Genomic DNA, 20,357 nt, shown 5'->3' with positions numbered 1-20,357 from the left:
TTTACAATGAATTTTTAAACAAGGTATTGTGTTTTAAAATAATCTTTGGAGGTTAAATAATGAAATATTTAAGGCTATTACTATTTTTTATTACTCTTTTCCTGCTTATAACAACCATACCTGCTTCTGCTGCTGATATACCTGAACATCCCTTTATCCGACCTTTCCCCGGTTCAGTATTGGCGGAGAATATGTCTAAATATGCTAATTTTGATTCTTACAAATTTTATGTCACAAATGCACAGACCCAAAAGAGGGAAGAGGTAGAGATTAAGGGTAAAAAATGGCAACTGTTATATGAAGTTCGCACACCTTCCGGAGAAAGAGTACGGAATATATCAAAATTAGAGTTTTTTGAAAATTATAAAGCTGCAGCCCTGGAAAGAGGCGGCAAGATCGTCTTTGAGGACCAGGGACAGATGGTTCTGACCATACCCAGGGATGATGGAGGAATTACCTGGTGCCGGGTTAGCGGTAATGCGGGATTAGGCCAGCAGGAATTGGTTATTATAGATGAAGAAGGTTTTAAAAAATCCCTTACCTTCGGTCCTGCTGAATTAAAAGAAGTATTGGACAGTGAAGGTAGAATAATACTATATGATATCCTGTTTGACTATGACAAGACTACCTTAAAACAGGAATCTGATAAACAGTTGCAGCATATCGTTACATTACTATTGCAAAATCCTGAATTAAAGGTTGAGATACAGGGTCATACCGATAATGAAGGAGAAGAAGCATATAATTTAACCCTATCAGATAAAAGGGCTAATACTGTACTTCAATATTTACAATTATTCGGAATTAGTTCAGAAAGACTTCTATCCAAAGGATATGGTGAATCACAGCCGGTGTCTTCCAATGACACTGAGGAAGGCAGGGCAAAAAATCGTCGGGTAGAATTGGTCAAGATGTAGATTAATAATAATTATTTAATCAATGAATGAACTTTTTTGTTGTGTATTTGTCCTAGCAGTAATTATTTTCAATTAGGGAAACTGGCTATCCTAGCCTCTAAGTATCATCTGAGGGACTTTTCTTTAATAAAAGTTTTTATTTTTATATGGTATCTAATTTATTGGTATTAAATACTATAATAAAGATAATAATCCAGTCTTTTAGATAAGTAGTCGTCATTACTTAAGCCAGAATCATTGAAATATTAATATAATTTGCTTTTATTATAATGATAAGACATTTAGTTGAAACTAAGAATAATGATAAAAAGAAGCAAACAGTGGAAACTGTAATTATCATCTCAACAGCTAAAAGGAGAAGATGATGCAAAAAATAAATCAGTAATCCAGCAAAGAATTATCTGTAATGTGATAATATTTCAACCAGTTAGGAGATATGGGAGGCATGTGATTAAAAAATATTTAGTTATTTGATTCATAACTGACCAATTTCCCAATTATCAATTGTCTTAGCTAAGGCACTATTTCTGCTCATGTTGCTAGTCAGATAAAAAGAAAACTATAAGGAGAAAAGAATGAATTATAGATAACTGGGAAAGACTTATTTTAATATAGGCGAGATTTCCATTGGTATTGAATATCTGGGAAGATGTTCTCAAGAAACAAATAACAATATCTTTAAATATATAAAAATAGTTTTAACCAATTAGATATTCTTACCGAATGAAGTTCATCAGTGATTGTATGATTCATTGTTCTTTTGACATTGTTGTTTTTGAAAAAATGAAAAAACAAGAGAGTTTTTTATGAAGAGAAATAGGTAAAAGGTAGTAATGGACAAACACTATTATACTAGCTCAATGAAATGGAAATAATTTCCCATTTTCTGATAATAAAAAAATATCCCTATGTTAGCAAAATTCATTTTTTATGATTTTTCATTAGAATTATCAATAATAGTTTTTCTTAAGACTATTTAATTCAAAGAAAAAAGGGGTTATTTGTATGAGTAAAGTAGAAATTTGTTATTTTTCAGGAACGGGTAATTCATTTCTTTTGCCCAAGAAATTCAAAAGCGAATCCCTGATGCTACTATAATACCATTATTAAGTCTTTTGAATGAAGAAATCATTGAAATGAAAGGAGATATAATTGGCCTCATATTTCCGGTCTATCTTAACTCAACGCCCATTCCAGTAAGAGAGTTTATTAAGAAAATTGATTTTAAACCTGAGCAATATTTTTTTGCTATTACTACTAATTGTGGTTACCTGGGGAACGTAGATTATTACCTGGAAAGGTTACTGGCAAATAGAGGTAAAAAATTAGATTTTTATTATACCTTAAAAACGGCATCCAATTCCCCTAAGGGATTACAGCCATCGTTTAGAATTGACCAGAACTGGGTAGATACCATAACAGATAAGAATATTATAGCTTTGGAAGAGAATGTGCAAAAAGAATTGGAGATAGTGGTTAAGGCAATCATCAACAAAGAAAAGAATGTTGGTAAAAGTAACTCAAAATCTACTAATGCTTTAGTTGAAATGATTAGTAAATATTTACAATTGCCACTACAATGGTATATTGAACGTCTTGATGACAAAATAGGTTTTATACTGATACAACATGTACAGGTTGTGGAGTATGTGAAAGTGTATGTCCTTCAAAAAAAATTAGAATAACCAATGATAAACCATTATGGCAAGATAATGTCAGGTGTTACTACTGCTATGCTTGTTTTAAATTTTGTCCCGAACAATCCATTCTAGTTAAAAATTATATACGCAAAGATGGAAGATATTACTATCCCGGCATAACCGCAAAGGATATCGCTGACCAAAAAATTCCAGAGAAAAAGATTGTTAATGGTAACAAATAAAACAAATATTTTAATATAATAATAATTGTTATTTTTAAAATATATTTACCAAAAGGCAAGGAATGCTGATATTGCTAAATTCATTCATTTTGCTGTTTATGAAATATTTTACCACAGAAGAGAGAGGACCAAAGTTTAGAGAGATAAGTTTTTAGGATAATTGAAAAATTAGAAAAAGCATTGATAAAAAAATTAAATGTTATTTTAAATTAAGGCATTTATAAATTGTTTTTAAGTATTTTAAAAGCCCATTATTACTCCACTGGCGATATTTTCCGAATGATTGGAAACGCGTTCCAGATTCATTATGATTTCGAGATACATTGGTCCAGATTCTGGGCAGCAGATGCCTTCTTTTAATCTATCAAAATGATTCTTCCTCATATTTTCTTCCATAAGATCAATTTCATTCTCCAGGTAAATAGTTTTTTGGGCAATTTCCTCGCTATTTGTTTCCAAAGCATCTATAGAATAAGCAAATGAGTCAATGGCTTTTAAAAATAACTGATTTAATTCTTCTTCTGCCAGGTCTGAAAAGGCAATATTTTTTTGAAATTTAAATTCTGAAATTTCTACTAAATTATTAGCATGGTCTGCTACTCTTTCAATATCAGTAACACTATGAATTAAAATAGCCAATTTTTGAGATTCCTCTTTAGAAAATGCTTGAGAAGAGATTTTAGTTAAATAATCATCAAGAATATGGTGGAGTTCATCTACACTTGATTCTTCTATTTTCACCGTGTAAATCAGATCCTTATCTCCTGAAAACATTGCTTTATGGGCTTTTTCCAGCATTCCTTTGGCTATACTCGCCATATGCAAAACTTCCTTCTGGGCCTGTAAAAGAGCTAAACTGGGAATATTCAGTATCTTATACTCCAGGAATTTTATCCCTCTATCAACTTCTTCTACTCGACCGGGTACAATCTTAATAGATAAAATTTTTAGCCAATTAATTAAAGGAATAGCTGCGATTACAAGAAAGACATTAAAAAAAGTATGAGCATTAGCAATTTGACGACCCAAATCAAAGCTGGTTAAGGAAATAAGGTGACTAAAAGGAATAAGGAAAAAAGCAAAAATTGGAATCCCGACAATATTTACAGCAAATTGAGCTACGGCAAGACGTTTAGCTGATTTACAGGATCCCAGGGAAGCTAAAAAACCGGTAATACAGGTACCAACGTTTGCTCCCATTATTAAAGATATAGCCACTGGCAAAGTCAGTGCTCCTTCCATGCCCATTGCAATTACCAGACCAGTTGTTACTGAACTGGATTGAACGATTGCTGTAAATATAGCACCGGTTAGAATTCCTAAGAATACATTATGACTGAAATAATGAAGGATATTCACAAAAAAAGTAATTTCCTGAATGGCTTGAGCTCCTCGAGACATAGTCTGCATCCCCAAAAACAGGATTCCAAATCCGAGGATAATCTGTCCAAGATTCTGTAATCTTTTGTGTCTGAAAAAGAAAAATAGGAAACAACCCAGAATGATAAAAGGGAAGTAATAAAGACCAATTTTAAAAGCCACTATCTGAGCAGTAATTGTTGTACCTACTTTTGCTCCCAGCATTACTCCAATAGCTTGCACTAGGTTTATCATGCTGGAATTTAAAAGACCAATAAGGGTAACTACAGTAATACTTGAGCTTTGAATAATAGCAGTAATGAAGGCTCCAAATCCAACTGCCTTGATAGTGCTACTGGTAATTTTTTTTAAGATATCCTTAAGTTCTTTATAGAAAACTTGTTTTAATCCGTCACTTAAGATAAAAAGACCATAGAGAAATAGGGCTAATCCACCTAAAAGGTTAAAAAAAATAACACTCATTTAATAAAAAATGCTCCTTAACTTTAAAGCAACGCTGTCGAAGTTAATAAAACTTTTTTACGATTAGATATTCTGCTGTCTCATGCATTATTTTCTATTAATTATCTATTCCTATATTTTATATTACCATAATAATAATGAGTACATTAAATATATTAACACTTTCTAGCTAATCTTACAAAAATAATCTAATGAATTTCTTTCTCTCTCCTTTCTCTTAATTGAAGTCTGGTGGCGATACTATCTCAAAATATTATTCTTTAAGCAAAAGGTATTTATTTCCTATATTTAATTCTAGTGAAAAATTTATTTTACCTTTATACCTGCAAGAATAGTTTCTATGGGAAGGTGAATAGTGAAGTAAAAATAAATTACAGTAAATCAGGAAAGTAAAAGGAAAGTTGTAATTAGTTTATATAAAACATTTTGAAAAAATTATTAGGTTATATGATAAAATAAAAAGGCTAAGTAGAAAATTGGGAATGCAAGACGTAGGCATTAGATTTTAAGAGAAAATAATATTCTAAATTTCTAATATTATTAATTGGGAGGAAGAAAAATGCATGAATGGTCTTTAGCTGAGGCTGTATTAAAATCGTCTATTAGAGAGGCAAAAAAAAGAAATATAAAGAAATTGACCGAAGTTAAAGTTGTTCTAGGGGAATTGCAGGGAATTGAAGAAGAGATTGTGAAATTTGGTTTGGATAATTTAAAGAAGGGGACCATTGCAGAAGAGGCGAAATATATTTTTTTAAAAGAGAATGCTTCTTTTCAATGTAGGAATTGTCATAATATCTGGGAGTTGAAAGAGAAAGATTTAGGCAATCATTCCATTAAAGAATCTATTCACTTTGTCCCTGAAGTTGTTCATTCTTTTATGAAATGCGCTAAATGCGGCAGTCGTGATTTTGAAGTAGTCAAGGGGAGAGGAATTTATATTGAAGAGATTAGTGGCGAAGATTCATAACATCTTTAATGATTTTTGGATTTTTATGAAAGAAATTTCTAGGAGGATATAATGATTGATCCAAGAGAGGTTATGGTAAGAGAAAAATTTGCTACTATCAAATCTATTATTCCGGTAGTAAGCGGAAAGGGTGGAGTGGGTAAATCAATAATTTCTACAGCATTAAGTTTAGCATTGGCTGAAAAGTATAAAACCGGTTTACTTGATTTAGATTTCTGGGGTGCTTCGGATCATATTTTGCTGAATACAAAAAATCAGTTTCCTGAAGAGGAAAGAGGAATATTGCCTGAGGAGGTGATGGGGGTTAGATTTATGTCTGTGGCTTATTATACCCAGGGGAATCCCTTGCCAATCAGAGGGATGGAGTATACTAATGTTTTTTTAGAACTTATGGCTGTAACGAGATGGGACGATACTGAGTGTTTAGTTATTGATATGCCTCCAGGAATGGCTGATCCCTTTCTTGATTTATTACAGTATGTAAGAAATGGTAATTTCCTAATTATTACTACTCCTTCCAGACTTGCTGTCAATATTGTTGCTAAGACCCTGGAAATACTTAAGGAACAAGATTTAAAGATTATTGGTTTGATGGAAAATATGCACACAACTGAACATAATAGTAAAAGAATAAGTGATTTGATTGAAAGCTATAAAGTAAAATATTTAGGGTACATTCCCTATTATCAGAATCTTGATGACCACATGGATGCTTTACAGGATTTTATATTGACTGATTTTTTCCAAAAAATAAAAATGATAGGTTCCTGTCTAGAAATATAAGTTTTACAAGAGGTTTAATTTTCTTTACCTCCAATTATATAAAATAAATAAATTTGGAAAGAATATAACAGCAGGATAAAAAAGTTCAATTGCTAAGATAGTAGATATACCAGAGAACATTGTCAGAGAAGATTTAAAATATGATGGCAGGTATAGACGAGGTTAGCCAGCTTACTGTTTCTATTATTAAAAGAACAAAGGAAGCAAAGGTTTTTAAGAAATGATATGGAGCAAATGTGGGGGAAATAGTTATAGAGATAAAAAAAGAATTTAAAAAATTTAGTAATCAGGAAAGAGCTGAACTGCTGCAAAGGTACTTTAAAACGGGAAAGGGTGAATATGGCGAAGGAGATATTTTTTTAGGTCTTAGAGTTCCTGATACAAGGGAAATTGCCAAAAAATATAATACTATAAGCATAGGAGAAGCAGCTGAATTCTTACCATCGCAATTTCACGAAGAACGTTTATTTGCCCTTTTAGTATTAAATAATGTTTTCCAAAGAGGTAATGAGGAAGATAGAAAGAAGATATTTGACCTGTATCTACAAAATACCAATTATATTAATAATTGGGATTTAGTTGATTTATCTGCGGGGAAAATTTTGGGGGCCTATTTATTTAACCGAGACAGAACTCCAGTATATAAGTTAGCAAAATCGAAAAATCTATGGGAACGCAGAATTTCAATTATGGCTACCTCTTATTTTATAAATCATAACAGCTTTGATGATACTTTTAATATTGTAAAAATACTATTGCATGACAAGGAAGATCTCATTCATAAGGCTGTGGGATGGATGCTGAGAGAAATTGGCAAAAGAGAATTAGAAATAGAAGAAGATTTTCTTGAAAAATACTATAAAGAAATGCCCAGAACTATGTTGCGTTATGCTATAGAAAAATTTCCCGAAGAAAAACGGAAAAGCTACCTAACAAAATGAATAAATAAGATTATTTAAGAAAAAAATAATAAAATTAATACATAAAGACAATGCAAGTGATACTATAATATTTCATAACCATTATAATTATTATTAAGTGCAAGTATTTTTGTAATAATTTTTTATTTTTCATTTAATCATTTGTTGGTAATTTCTATATTTTTATAAAGCATTAGGAGGTGTTAAAATGAGTAAAAATTTGATTCTAAAGGTAATATCAGTAATAATCTTTTTCTTTTCTTCAGCTTTATATGGTATTTCCATTCAGGTAGAGCAGTCACTAGTCTCATTTTCTTCAGGAGCATTAGTAATACATCAATCTTCAGCTTACAGTGAAGACTGGGGAGGTCAGTGGATTAATGATGAAAATCCACAAACTGGTTGGTGTTGTGCAGAAGGTCAAATATTTGACAATATTCTAATCATTGAACTTGCGGAGGAGACTATCCTGGAACGTTTGGAATTTGATACCGCTTATGTGGATACGGATGGAAGTGCAGCTAAAAATGTTACGGTAGCAATATCCAATAATAATTCTAGGGAAGGTTTTCAGGAGATTGCCCGGGTAACTTTAGTTGATCAACAGAACAATCAAGAATTCCCAGTTGAGCATAATAAATCTGGAAGATGGCTTAAACTAACAATTGAAGATAATTATGGTTCTAATGAATATACCGAACTGATGGATTTTAGAGCGTATGGCAAACAATTAACTGATACCCCTTTACCTGATGTCTCTGGAACTTATGAAACCAGTTATAATAACTTTCATCTCAGACAAGAAGGTTTTTCTATTACGGGATGTTATGAATATAATGAAGGGGTTTTAACTGGAGGTATTGAAGGTCGTATTATGAAATTTACCTGGAAGGAAAATGTTCATCAAGGCCCGGCAGTTATGGTTTTTACTTCTGATGGAAGAAGGTTTTATGGATTTTGGTGGTATGAGGGAGAAGATACAAATGTTACTCAAGGAAAAATATGGGATGGTACGAAGATATTCTCGGAAGTGGGCGGTTGCCCTCATTGGAGTGGTGGAATTCAGGAACAGATGACTAAAGACCTTTTAGAATCGGGCAGGATAAGGCTCTATGGTATTAATTTCGATTATGATTCTGATGTTATTCGCGAGGAATCCAGGCCAATCTTAGATAAGATTGTTACCTTACTTAATTCTGAGTTAAATTTACGCATTGTTATTGAAGGACATACTGACTCAGTTGGATCTTCCGAACACAATCTGCTTCTTTCACAGAAACGTGCAGAATCAGTTAAAAACTACCTTGTTTCTGAAGGGATTGATCCTTTAAGACTTTTTACTGAAGGTTATGGAGAATCTATACCAGTAGCATCAAATGATACATCTACCGGACGAGCTCAAAACCGAAGAGTAGAATTAGTGGTTAAGGAATAAATATAAGATTATATTACAGACTCTTCTAATCTGTTGGGTATGGTATACTCAATAAAAATTAATCTAAATAACATTTGAAATGATGGCCTAGAATATGACTGTTTATTTGAGTAAAAATATTAAATGTAACAAATTGAAAGAAAGAATTACAATCAAGGGAATGGATTTTTTAATAATATGGTAGGATTCATCTGGCGTGGCTATCTTTATAGCCTTGGTTGGAGCTGGAATTTGTTTTACAGTTGCTTTTTATACTGTTTGGAAAAGGAAACAATAATGATTGCTAGAGTTTATTAAAGCTATATGTTAGAAAAGTCGGTGTTTATCATTAACTTAGTATTAGTGTATAAATGGTAGAAGTTTCATAAAATCAGATAAGTAGTATTATTTTTTTAAATGGTAGTTCTAAAAATAAGAAAACAAGAAGGTAATTCAATTGCATATTCTAGAAAATATTCTTCCCATATTTATTTTCTTAATTATGGGATATTCCATTAGAATTAAAAAAATTGTTTCAGAAACTACTATTGAAGAGTTAAAAAAATTTATTATTAATTTTCCACTTCCTTCCCTTTTGTTTATTGCCTTTTTAAATATGCAAATTAAAGCAGAATACTGGATGATTGTACTTACTATCTTTTTAGTTAATCTGGTGATGCTATTCTTAGGAAAAATATTGTATCTCTATTTTAGTATAGAGGATCCTTATTGCCCTCTGTTATTTACTGGATTTGAAGTGGGAATGCTGGGTATACCGCTTTTTGGAGCTATTTATGGACTTGATAACATCAGATATTTTGCTTTACTGGATTTAGGACAGGAACTATATGTTTGGTTTGTTTTAATGGCCATATTGTATTATCTCAATCAAAAAACTGCCAATTATTGTTGGCTGATAAAAAGATTCTTTTCCTCACCAATTATTATAGCCATAATTGCTGGTCTATTCATCAATGTTGCTGGTTTAAAGGTAATTATGGTTAAAAACTTTTTATGGAAAGGTTTTCTGGAGACTTTGGGATTGTTGTCTAATGTAACCATTCCCCTCATTTTAATTATTATTGGGTATGAAATAAAATTATCACTGAATAATTTTATACTACCATTGAAAATTATTGCTTTGCGAACTATATGCTTACTGTTTATCGCCGTTATAATAAGTCGGTATTTATTTCATTCCCAATTAAAATTAGATCCAATATATCATATAGCGCTATATTCTCTATTCATACTCCCACCACCATTTGTTATCCCACTTTTTATACCTAAAGAAAGAATCCAGCCCTATGTTTTAAATACCTTATCCTTAGGAACAGTAATAACTATAATAATTTTCACCATCATATCTTTTTATTTTCAAACAAATCTGTAAGATGTAATTTTCTATTTATGGAGTTATTTATTTAAGCATAAAGATATAGAAATAATAACTAAATATCATCATGCTGCAGCATAAAGTAGGAAGTTATATTATTATCAAAATAAGGAACAATATATGCTGGATTTATGATTTAAATTAGGATTAAAATAGCAAGAGATATTCAAGGTATTAATAGATATATTAAGCTTAAGGTTAATGTTAGGAGTTCTTAAGGGAAAGAGCTCTACTTGAATATTCTGTTAAAATAGAGATAAAAAAATGGAAGAAAAAGATTATAAAATTTAGAAAATAAGAAGCAGAACCTTTTAGAGGTTTTAAATCTAACTGATATGCGAGTATCATTTTACTATAATTAGGAGTGGGACCTATGGAAATTTTTATTAAAGAATTAAAAAACATCTTTGCTTTATATAGAGAATTATTCATACTGTTGGGTGTTATTATATTAGTATGGTTTTTAGTGGCATTAATTATTAAGAAATTTATTAGAAAACCAGAAAGATGGGATGATTTAGAAAATGATATTGAGGATAAGGAATGATTAAAAAAGCTGCTATCTATAATGATTAAGAAAACATATTTCAATAGTTTTTGTGTCCCTTAGCATAACGAAGGAAGGCCATTAAATATCTTTACTTTTTTAATCTTTTAATGAATAAAGGAGATTAAACCATGAGAAAATATATATTGCACAATAAGAGATTGGGCAATACTTTTTTATCTACTTATTTTAGTGATATTAGCAAGTACAACCGCTATGGTGATATCTACAGGACAGGAAGAGATGAAAAGGACTATACAGATAATTAATCCTAGACCTGATTTCTCCTTATCTCTCAGATTGGATAAAGGTATTGGTGCCACCTATGCACCTGGTGAGATTGTCAGGATTTCTTTCAGAACCAGTAACGCCTCTTATGTAACTCTGTTTGGGTATGATAGTCGGGGAAATATACGGCTGTTATTTCCCAATCAAAATCAAAAATATTCATTGTTAGAAGCTAATCGTGAATATTATATCGATTATATTATTGAACGAGGTACAACACCGGGAATTGAATATATCCAGGGATTTGCTACCACAAATCCTATTCTCATAACCAGAGATATGGAAAGAAGCTTGGAAGTCGAATTTATGCCCGTAATTGAAGAGGATACAGATCTATTTATCCCGAGAATCAGAGGTATTTTAACAGGATTGCCATTACCCCTATGGATTAGTAGTGAAATATTACATTACCAGGTAGTTGAGCGCAGACCAGGAACCAGCCAATTATATATTACTACACAACCTGAAGGAGCTGATGTTTTTCTTAATGAGCGCTATGCAGGCCAGACCCCTCTGACCTTGGAACAATTAGAAATTGGGGAATATATAGTTTGGGTTGAACTTAGTGGTTATGAATCATGGGAGAGAAAAACTCAGATTATTGATAACAGAACTACCTTCCTCAGTGCTGATTTACAGAGAACAGTGCAATATGGTTCAATTGCTATTAGATGTAATGAGGATATTGCCAGAATCTATCTTGATGGTCAATTTAAGCGTTTAACACAGGCGAATAGAGATATTGTCTTAGAAGAAGTATCTGACGAGTTTCATGATGTTGGGATTACTTTAAGCGGATACAACGATTGGTTTCAAAGAGTAGAGGTGAGACCTAATCAAAGACTCCAGTTAACTATTAATCTGGAAAAAATCATGCAAAATGGAAGTCTGGAAATTAGCTGTAATGTAGATAATGCAATGATTTATTTAGATGGAAATTATTAAAAAAGGACCTACTCCAACAGGCGTATTATTATCGCTCATATTCAAGAAGGTAGCTATGAATTAAGAATTGCTAAAGATGGTTATTATGATTATATCTCTACTGTGAGAGTTTATAGTGACCGTATCTCGCGAGTTAATGTAGATTTGCACAGAGAAGATCAGGAGATAGCAGAAGGAGCTATTGCTATTTACTGTAATGAGAATGATGCCAGAATATTTGTTAATGGTGCTTACCACACTATTACTTCAGCTGTCAGGGCAGAAATTATTGGTGAATTAGAAGAGAATGTTTATGAAATTACAGTAATAAAAGAAGAATATCAAATTTGGCAGAAAGAAGTCGTTGTTAATGTCGGAGAGACAACATCGGTTTTTGCAGATTTAGTTAAAGTTGAAAAATGATAATTCGAGGAAATGCATGACGTTAATGAATATTTTTTATATTTGAATAGACAAAAAGTATTATTATAGCGATAAATATGACAAGAAGATTAAATTAAATATTTGACTTACACTTTAGGTCTAGATGGATAAATTATTTTTTTCAAGGCGCTATTGGTTTTTTAGCAGCCTTACCCTTATTAGTACTCATTACCTTATGACTACAAAACTTGTTTGTAGTGGTTTCAATGACAGCTACTGCATTTACTATTTTTGTCATGCCTCATAATATTACTACTTCTAAAAGGAATGTATTAGGAGGATATATTATTGGCATGGTGTTTGGTTTGTTATTTTTTATTATTCATCCGAGCTCAGGAGTAGGGCAAGATGCCATCTATGCTCTTGCTGTTGCATGTTCAATGTTTACTATGACCATCATGTACCTGGAACACCCACCTACCGCAGGTACAGCATTAGGGGTAGTTGTTGCTGGTTTCTCCATAAGGGTTATTATAAGCATAATAGTAGGTAGGTATTAGTATTTTAACAAAAATTAATTGGCTTTTGAAACCAATTATATTCAACCTTATTGCCACTCGTCAAAAGTAAAATAAAATAAAGAAATGCCTCACATCATCTATTAACCCAGTATTTCTATAATTAAAATATTAAGGAACAAAAAAATTTTTAATTAAAAGGTTGACATAACAGAATGTGGTTATTATAATCTTTTCTAATATTCAATTATGGCAGTATTAACAATTTATTAGAAGGAGGGATTAAAAAATGTAATAAATAGAAAATATTAATAGAATTAAAGCTGATTTGCAAAAGAATTAAAAGAAAGAAGGATTATTATTTATGAAAATGAAGAGAAAATTATGGTTAATTTTTGGTATAGTATTTTTAAATATATGTTTTCTTAGCTTTTCTACAGTTTTAGCAGTGGAACCACCACCCCAGTTAATTTCACTAGAGGAGCTTCCACCAGAAACACCAGAAATTACTGCCTTAAGAGAGAAGATAGAAAAATATATTGATGATTATGCACCTCAAATGATTGAGATGAGTGATCATTTGTATAACAATCCAGAACCTGGATATTATGAATATGAATCATCTAAATATGTTGCCGCTGAGCTTGAAAAATACGGATTTGAGATGCAGTTTGGTGTTGAAGGTTTAGAAGAAGGGTATAATTCTGTAGTGGAAAAGCTCCATAATGCCAGAAACTTACCTACTGCTTTTACTGCTAAATATAAAGGCAAATCGGAACATCCCGTTATTGCTTTCACAACTGAGATGGATGCTTTGCGTGGTGATCCACCATTCCATGGTTGTGCTCATAACCAGCAGCCACCTGTTGCAATTGGTGCAGCTATTGCAATGACCAAGATTATGGATGAATACAATCTGCCAGGTAGTATCTGGGTAATCCATCTGCCAGCTGAAGAAATACCTCCTCCTGATCCCACTGCTATGTTTAAAGCAGGATATTTTGATGAAGTAGATTTTATACTTCAAACTCATGGTGGTGTCAATTCCGGACCAATAAAAAGGCCGTTAGCAGGAACTGGCGGTGCACAACTTATTAATGCCAATTTATATGAATTTTTTGGACAAACTGCCCATTCAGCTGGTGACCCCTGGAATGGGAGAGATGCCGGTGATGCTTTGCGAGCAATGTGGACGATGGTTGATATGATAAGAGAACATTCTAAACCAGAATTTAGGTTCCATGGAGCTGTTATTGAAACAGCAATAGCGCCCAATGTTATTAATCCTCATGTAATTTTTGATCATTGGGTCAGAGCAAATCCCGGCTTAAGTCAGGAGGAATTGAATCAAAAGGTAGAACAAATAGATATAATTGCCAAAGCAGCGGCAATGGGGACCTTCTGTGAAGTTGAAATCAGCCATTATGCTGATTATGTCAATGGTGTATCCACTGCTTGGGCGAATGCCTTAGGTTGGTATTATACTAAGATGTATAGTGACGAAGATATGACTTTAGATGAACCAGGTAGTCTAGCCAGTGGTTGGGATGTTGGTCAATGGGCTTCCTGGAGTGTACCAGGTTTGGGTTCTGAAAGAGGTTGTGCAACAATAGCTATGGCTGATGTCCCTGCTACTGCTGGACATTCACAGGAGAAGGCAGACCTAACTACTACTCCCTTAGGCCATAAGTCTCTTCCTCTTATGGCAAAAAGACAAGCTGCAGTTGCTTTGCGTTTAGTAACGCAACCAGAATTGTTGGAAAATATAAATGAAGAGCTGAAGCAATGGCAAGAATATGGCCTTGCTGAAGGCTATGTCACTGAAGATATGTTAAGAAATAGAAATAGATAATTTAGTGAGGTACTTAGTTGGGAAGTTGAATGTTAAACCTCCCAACTAAGTTTTTTTAAAATATTCATGCCCCAACCATAATTTATTTTAATTATATTTGATGATAATCAAGATATAGTTTTAAAAATTACTTCCCTTCTACTCCTATTTTAAATTAAGTTCAATAAATTTTTAACCAGCTTGTTTATCTTCTTGCTAATTAAATTACCTTTTGGTATAGTATAAGCGATTGTAAACACGGAGGATAATATGAAAGCAATTGGAATTGTTGGATTTAAAAATAGTGGCAAGACAACCCTGGCTATAGCGCTTGCCAGGGCATTAAAAAATAAAAATTATAGGGTTGTGGTAATAAAACATTCCAGTAAATCTGTCCATCATGAACAAAGCGATACTGGTAAATTTTTAAAGGAAGTTGGAAAAGCAGTCCTGATAACACCTGAGAGCACTGAAATAATAATAAGTGGAAAATGGGACTTAACAAAGATTGTGCCTTTACTCTCAGCTGATTTTTTAATTATAGAGGGATTTAAAAGCTTAAAATATTTCCCCAAAGTTCTTTGTTTAAAAGAAGAGAAAGAAGAAGAATTACTCGCTGATGGTCTGGAACTTTTTACAGCTGGAATAGAAGTAACCTTAAAAGAAAAGAAGATTGTTAATTTTTTAATTAACGAGGAAAAGGACCTAAAAAAGATGGTAGAATATATTGAGGAAAAAGGATTTTTATTGTCAGATGTAAATTGTGGAAAATGTGGGTATGAAAGTTGTTATGGTTTAGCTAAAGCCATTGTCAAAGGACAAGAGTCAATACAAAAATGTTCTTACACTCAGGATTACATTTCTCTTAAGGTTAATGGCAAGAAGATTCCTCTTAACCAATTTATGTCTAAGTTATATCAGAGTTTAATATATGGTATGTTAGCGCCACTTAAGGATATTGATTCTCTGGAACAGGCAGAAATTGTAATAAAAGCAAATTTATTCCGAGACGTAAAATAATAGGCATATTATAATTGATACAGGTCAAATCTTTAACAATGTTATTAAGGCGATGATTGCGAAGCAATGAGGTGTAAAAAATGATAAAGGAACAGATTAATTCCAAGAATCATATTTATGAGAATATTATAATTGGAGGAGGACCAGCAGGATTGACTGCTGGTATTTATCTCAGCCGATCCCGAATTGATGCAATATTATTTGAGAAGGGAATTAGCGGTGGTCAGGCAAATTTAACTGAGATAATTGAAAATTATCCTGGTTTTCCCGAAGGTATCATGGGACCTGAGTTAATGCAAAGATTCGAGCAGCAGGCTAGGAAATTTGGTTTAAAGATTATGAATAATACAGTGTTGGAGATTTCTCGGGTGAAGTATAGAGATAAAATAATTTTTAAAGTCAAGACTGGTATTGGTATTTTTTACTGTCAATCGGTTATTGTAGCTTCTGGTGGTGAAGCAAGTAAATTAAAAGTTCTCGGAGAAGAAGAGTTAACAGGAAGAGGAGTTTCTTATTGTGGTACTTGTGATGGAGCCTTCTTTCGTAATAAGGAGATTGTAGTAGTAGGAGGAGGAGATACTGCCTTAGAAGAAGCTTTGTTTTTAACTAAATTTGCCAGTAAAATAACCATTATTCATCGAAGAGATGAATTAAGAGCAACTAAGATTCTCCAGGAGCGCGCCTTCAATAATCCCAAAATTAACTTTAGCTGGAGCACTATCGTTCTTTCTATTATCGGTAAATCACAGGTTGAGGCAGTTCAATTAAAAAATGTAAATAACGGACAGATTAATACCTTACCCTGTCAGGGAGTTTTTATCTTTACCGGTTACAAGCCCATTTATCCTTCTTTTGGAGAAATGCAGGAACAATTAATTAATGAGAGTGATTATATTATCACTGATGGAAATATGAAGACCAGAATAGAGGGTATTTTCGCCTGTGGTGATGTACGTGCCAAAAGTTTACGACAGGTTGTTACCGCCTGTGGTGAAGGCGCTATCGCTGCCTTTTCTGTGGAAGCATTCTTAGGATAGATATCTACCAGGAGGAAAGTATAAAAGCAAAAAATAATTGCATTTCTGATTAGTGTCAGATGGAGGAAAAATGAATTTAGATTTTGGTATTTCAACCATGGTTTACTACCAAAAGCCAATTGAAAAATTATTACCACACTTAATTAAGAGTAAGATTGATACTATTGAAATAAGACCAAGACAAAACCATTTTCAGCCCCAAGAAATTAGTGAGCTTCTTAAATTAAAAAAGAGGTTAGACCAAAAGAGAATTATAGTTAAAGCGATACATATGCCCATGAATGGAGTGGATGTTTCTCATCCTCAAGAGTATGAAAGGATAAAATCAGTTCGAGAAGTTGAAAAGGCAATACTTATGGCTTACCATTTAAGGGCAGATTTGGTTGTAGTTCATCCCGGAGCGCTAGTGAATAATTCTGATGATAGAAAAAAAAGAATATACTTAAGTGTTGAGAGTTTAAAGGAAATTATGGATTTCTGTCAGAATTGGAACGTAAAAATAGCCCTTGAAAATACACCTCCCGGAAGAGTTGGTGACAAGCTGGAAGAAATTCAACTGATTATGGAAATAATATCTTCCAAAGCTTTAGGAATCTGTCTTGATACTGGTCATTATTTACTAAACAACCGCGAAATAGAGCAGGGGAAATTAAATCTAGATAAAATACCGATTAATTGGCAGGCTATTTTATTACACGTTCACCTTCATGATAATGACGGTATGCATGATTTACATTTGTTACCACAAGAAGGGCTTTTTCCGTGGACTTCTTTTATATCCTTTCTAAGGGAAATAAATTACCAAGGAACTTTAATTATTGAACCAAAAGAAAACGATGATTTACCAGATTATCTTAACAGAATTATTGCAGCCCAAGATAAAATAAGAAGCTTATATCAGAATCATTAATTTAAAGTGGAGAAGAGTTATTTTGACATTTTTTGCTATAAATTATATTCTTTGATAGAATAATGAAGATAATTAGAATTTCAAGGAGGAATTTTAGGTGACTAAATATGATGTGGATAAGGTAAGAATATTTGCCCTTGTTGGACATGGTGATGCTGGGAAAACCTCTCTTACTGAAGCGATGCTTTACGATGCTAATATGACTACCCGTTTAGGAAAAATTGAACAGGGTAATACCGTTACTGATTATGATACCAAAGAGGTTAAAAGAGGTATTACCATAAATTCTTCTTTAGCTTATTTGAACTGGAAGGATTCAACCTTTAATATTATTGATACACCTGGTTATCTCGATTTCATTATTGATACTAAATCAAGTTTAAGAGTAGTAGATTGCTCAATTATTGTGGTTTGTGGTGTATCCGGAGTGGAAGTACAAACCGAAAAGGTATGGGATTATTCTGAGGAATTTCAGCTTCCCAGAATATTTTTTATTAATAAATTGGATAGGGAAAGAGCTGATTTCAGTCGTGTTAGTGAGATGATTAGAGAAAACTTTGGACAAAATGCCGTGCCAATCCAATTACCAATAGGAGTAGAGGAAAACTTCCAAGGCTTAGTTGATTTATTAAAAATGAAGGCTTATTATTTTCAAGCAGATAAGGATGGTAAGAATCAGATTGAAGAGAAGGATATACCGGATGATTTAAAGGCAAAAGCTAATGAATTTAGGCAGAAGATGATTGAAGCAGTTGCTGAATTTGATGACGAAATTCTTATGAAATACCTCGACGGGGAGGAATTAACTAAAGAAGAAATATTAACCTGTCTAAAAGGTGCTATAATGAAAAGAAAAGTATTTCCGGTATTATGTGGTTCAGCAACTAAAAATATTGGTATTGAATTACTACTTGATTTTATAAAGGATTATTTCCCCAATCCGATTGAATTACCTGATATTTTGGTAAAGAATCTGAAAGAACAAAAGGATATTCAATTAAAAAGAGCAGTAGGCGATGCACCATTTGCTGCTTTAGTATTTAAAACTGTTACTGATCCATATGTAGGAAACCTGACTTATTTTAGAGTTTTTTCAGGTGAACTGAACTCTGATTCCAGCATTTACAATGCATCTCAAGATATTGAAAATAAGGTGGGGAAAATATTCCGTATGCAGGGAAAGGAACAAACTCCAATTACTATAGTTTCTGCTGGAGGTATAGGGGCAATTGCCAAATTAAAGAAAACTAATACTGGTGACACTTTATGTGATAAAGAATTTCCCATTGAATTTAAAAAAATAGAATACCCCGAACCAATTATGAAATTTGCGATATTTCCAAAGAGTAAAGGAGATGAAGATAAACTAAGTATTGCCATAAACAGGATACAGGAAGAAGAACCAACTATCCGGATTTATAGGGATGAAGATACCGGAGAAACAATTATCGCCGGGATGGGAGAATCCCACCTCGATGTAGTTATAGAAACTATGGAGACAAAGTTTGGAGTAGAAATCGAAAAAAGTATCCCTAAAGTTGGTTATAAGGAGACTATTCGAAAGAAAGTACAGGCAGAAGGAAAATATAAGAAACAATCAGGTGGCCGTGGTCAATATGGGCATTGTTTTGTAGAGTTTGAGCCAATAGAACGGGGTAAAGGTTTTGAATTTGTTGATAAAATTGTTGGTGGAGTTATTCCAAAACAGTATCGTCCGGCAGTAGAAAAAGGGATTGTTGAAGCTATGAGAAAAGGTGTTGTAGCTGGTTATCCAACTGTTGACATTAGGGCAACCTTATATGATGGAAGTTATCATACTGTTGACTCCTCTGAAATGGCATTTAAGGTAGCAGGATCTCTGGCTTTTAAAAAAGGGGTCACAATGGCTGATCCAATAATATTAGAACCCATTTATGATCTGGAAGTAATAGTGCCTAAAGAATATATGGGAGATATTATTGGAGATTTAAATAGTAAAAGAGGTAGAATAATGGGTATGGATGAAGCAGGAAAAGGTAAACAGATTATTAAAGCCCAGGTACCTCAGGCTGAAATGTTTAGGTATTCCATTGATTTACGTTCTATTACTCAGGGGAGAGGAATATTTACCATGAAGTTTTCCCATTACGAGGAAGTCCCTCCTCAAATTGCTCAGGAAATTATAGACAAAGCAAAGAAGGAAATTGAATCTGAGTCATAACTATTTAAAAAATTAGCTATTTTTATAAATTATTTTAAGTAGATACTTGTTTTCCAAGCTTTTGGTAACTATAATAAAAAAAGATTAATAAAAATTAATGTAATGGGGGAGGTGTAAGATTAATGTTTGGAGATTTAGAGTGGTACTGGATTGCGGCGATTATTGCAGCTATCATTGGAATAATTTGGTGGCTGGGCGAGGATTAAAAAGTTTTTACGAACATTAATACAGGTTTTGTAGCAATGGTAGTAACGCCAGAATAAGTGCAGGATTTTCACTATCTAAATGGTGACCGTAACCTGCACTTATTTATTCCAATCATCATGAAGTTTTTATATTACTTGAAAAATAACATTATTAGATAATGGTAACAATTAAATCAATAGATTATACCTCTTTTTGGTATGTTACGAACTACCCGCTAAAAGGAGTTATTGCTTGATCGATTAATTGACTTTTATTTTACAATTTATTATAATTAATAAGCTTTTCTAATAGATAATAAAGAAGAAACTTTTACAGGCAAATAATTGGAATTATTGAGTTAAAGAGAGTCAGTGGTTGGTGGAAACTGATA

At 32.7% G+C, this 20,357-nt stretch carries 18 protein-coding genes; 17 read left to right on the top strand and 1 reads right to left on the bottom strand.

The window, feature by feature from the left end; translation table 11 throughout:
• Window positions 1-59 precede the first annotated feature (59 nt).
• On the top strand, window positions 60-917 hold the full coding sequence (locus PHD84_04440; protein MDD5637049.1) for an OmpA family protein: 858 nt from the start codon (window positions 60-62) through the stop codon (window positions 915-917).
• Window positions 918-2,053: 1,136 nt separating this feature from the next.
• Complete coding sequence (locus PHD84_04435) at window positions 2,054-2,602, top strand: hypothetical protein (GenBank protein MDD5637048.1); 549 nt, start codon at window positions 2,054-2,056, stop codon at window positions 2,600-2,602.
• Between the two features lie 437 nt (window positions 2,603-3,039).
• On the opposite strand, the gene PHD84_04430 is transcribed toward PHD84_04435, so the two are convergent.
• Complete coding sequence (locus PHD84_04430; GenBank protein MDD5637047.1) at window positions 3,040-4,641, bottom strand: Na/Pi cotransporter family protein; 1,602 nt, start codon at window positions 4,639-4,641, stop codon at window positions 3,040-3,042.
• A gap of 559 nt (window positions 4,642-5,200) precedes the next feature.
• Between PHD84_04430 and hypA the strand changes: the two genes are divergently transcribed.
• The 15 genes from hypA to fusA all read left to right on the top strand — a co-directional run bounded on the left by hypA (window position 5,201) and on the right by fusA (window position 19,780).
• On the top strand, window positions 5,201-5,608 hold the full coding sequence (gene hypA / locus PHD84_04425) for a hydrogenase nickel incorporation protein HypA (GenBank protein MDD5637046.1): 408 nt from the start codon (window positions 5,201-5,203) through the stop codon (window positions 5,606-5,608).
• Window positions 5,609-5,659: 51 nt separating this feature from the next.
• Entirely contained in the window at window positions 5,660-6,391 is a 732-nt protein-coding gene (locus PHD84_04420) for a P-loop NTPase (protein MDD5637045.1), read from the top strand.
• Between the two features lie 245 nt (window positions 6,392-6,636).
• Complete coding sequence (locus PHD84_04415; protein ID MDD5637044.1) at window positions 6,637-7,332, top strand: DNA alkylation repair protein; 696 nt, start codon at window positions 6,637-6,639, stop codon at window positions 7,330-7,332.
• Window positions 7,333-7,519: 187 nt separating this feature from the next.
• A complete protein-coding gene (locus PHD84_04410; protein ID MDD5637043.1) occupies window positions 7,520-8,746 on the top strand; it encodes an OmpA family protein in 1,227 nt (408 codons plus the stop codon).
• Window positions 8,747-9,182: 436 nt separating this feature from the next.
• Entirely contained in the window at window positions 9,183-10,118 is a 936-nt protein-coding gene (locus tag PHD84_04405; protein ID MDD5637042.1) for an AEC family transporter, read from the top strand.
• Between the two features lie 376 nt (window positions 10,119-10,494).
• Entirely contained in the window at window positions 10,495-10,668 is a 174-nt protein-coding gene (locus PHD84_04400) for a hypothetical protein (protein MDD5637041.1), read from the top strand.
• 131 nt (window positions 10,669-10,799) lie between these two features.
• A complete protein-coding gene (locus PHD84_04395; protein MDD5637040.1) occupies window positions 10,800-10,937 on the top strand; it encodes a hypothetical protein in 138 nt (45 codons plus the stop codon).
• Window positions 10,912-11,901: a PEGA domain-containing protein gene (locus PHD84_04390; GenBank protein MDD5637039.1), complete on the top strand. Its 990-nt coding sequence runs from the start codon at window positions 10,912-10,914 to the stop codon at window positions 11,899-11,901. The genes PHD84_04395 and PHD84_04390 overlap by 26 nt, the downstream gene beginning before the upstream one ends.
• A 39-nt stretch (window positions 11,902-11,940) precedes the next feature.
• On the top strand, window positions 11,941-12,303 hold the full coding sequence (locus PHD84_04385) for a PEGA domain-containing protein (GenBank protein ID MDD5637038.1): 363 nt from the start codon (window positions 11,941-11,943) through the stop codon (window positions 12,301-12,303).
• Window positions 12,304-12,530: 227 nt separating this feature from the next.
• Complete coding sequence (locus tag PHD84_04380; protein ID MDD5637037.1) at window positions 12,531-12,824, top strand: HPP family protein; 294 nt, start codon at window positions 12,531-12,533, stop codon at window positions 12,822-12,824.
• Window positions 12,825-13,146: 322 nt separating this feature from the next.
• Window positions 13,147-14,634, top strand: a complete 1,488-nt coding sequence (locus tag PHD84_04375) for a hypothetical protein (protein ID MDD5637036.1) — start codon at window positions 13,147-13,149, stop codon at window positions 14,632-14,634.
• Between the two features lie 249 nt (window positions 14,635-14,883).
• Window positions 14,884-15,633, top strand: a complete 750-nt coding sequence (mobB, locus tag PHD84_04370; protein MDD5637035.1) for a molybdopterin-guanine dinucleotide biosynthesis protein B — start codon at window positions 14,884-14,886, stop codon at window positions 15,631-15,633.
• An 80-nt stretch (window positions 15,634-15,713) separates the two neighbouring features.
• On the top strand, window positions 15,714-16,670 hold the full coding sequence (trxB, locus tag PHD84_04365) for a thioredoxin-disulfide reductase (GenBank protein ID MDD5637034.1): 957 nt from the start codon (window positions 15,714-15,716) through the stop codon (window positions 16,668-16,670).
• Window positions 16,671-16,740: 70 nt separating this feature from the next.
• Window positions 16,741-17,580 carry a sugar phosphate isomerase/epimerase gene (locus PHD84_04360; GenBank protein ID MDD5637033.1) on the top strand — a complete coding sequence of 280 codons (840 nt, stop codon included), beginning with the start codon at window positions 16,741-16,743 and terminating at the stop codon, window positions 17,578-17,580.
• A 97-nt stretch (window positions 17,581-17,677) separates the two neighbouring features.
• The gene (gene fusA / locus PHD84_04355; GenBank protein ID MDD5637032.1) at window positions 17,678-19,780 is read left to right on the top strand and encodes an elongation factor G; all 2,103 of its coding nucleotides are present in this window, start codon (window positions 17,678-17,680) and stop codon (window positions 19,778-19,780) included.
• Window positions 19,781-20,357 lie beyond the last annotated feature (577 nt).

Source organism: Atribacterota bacterium (assembly GCA_028717805.1).
GTDB lineage: Bacteria > Atribacterota > Phoenicimicrobiia > Phoenicimicrobiales > Stramentimicrobiaceae > Stramentimicrobium.
Note: the sequence above shows the minus strand (reverse complement) of the source record. Positions and strands in the feature narration are given on the sequence as shown.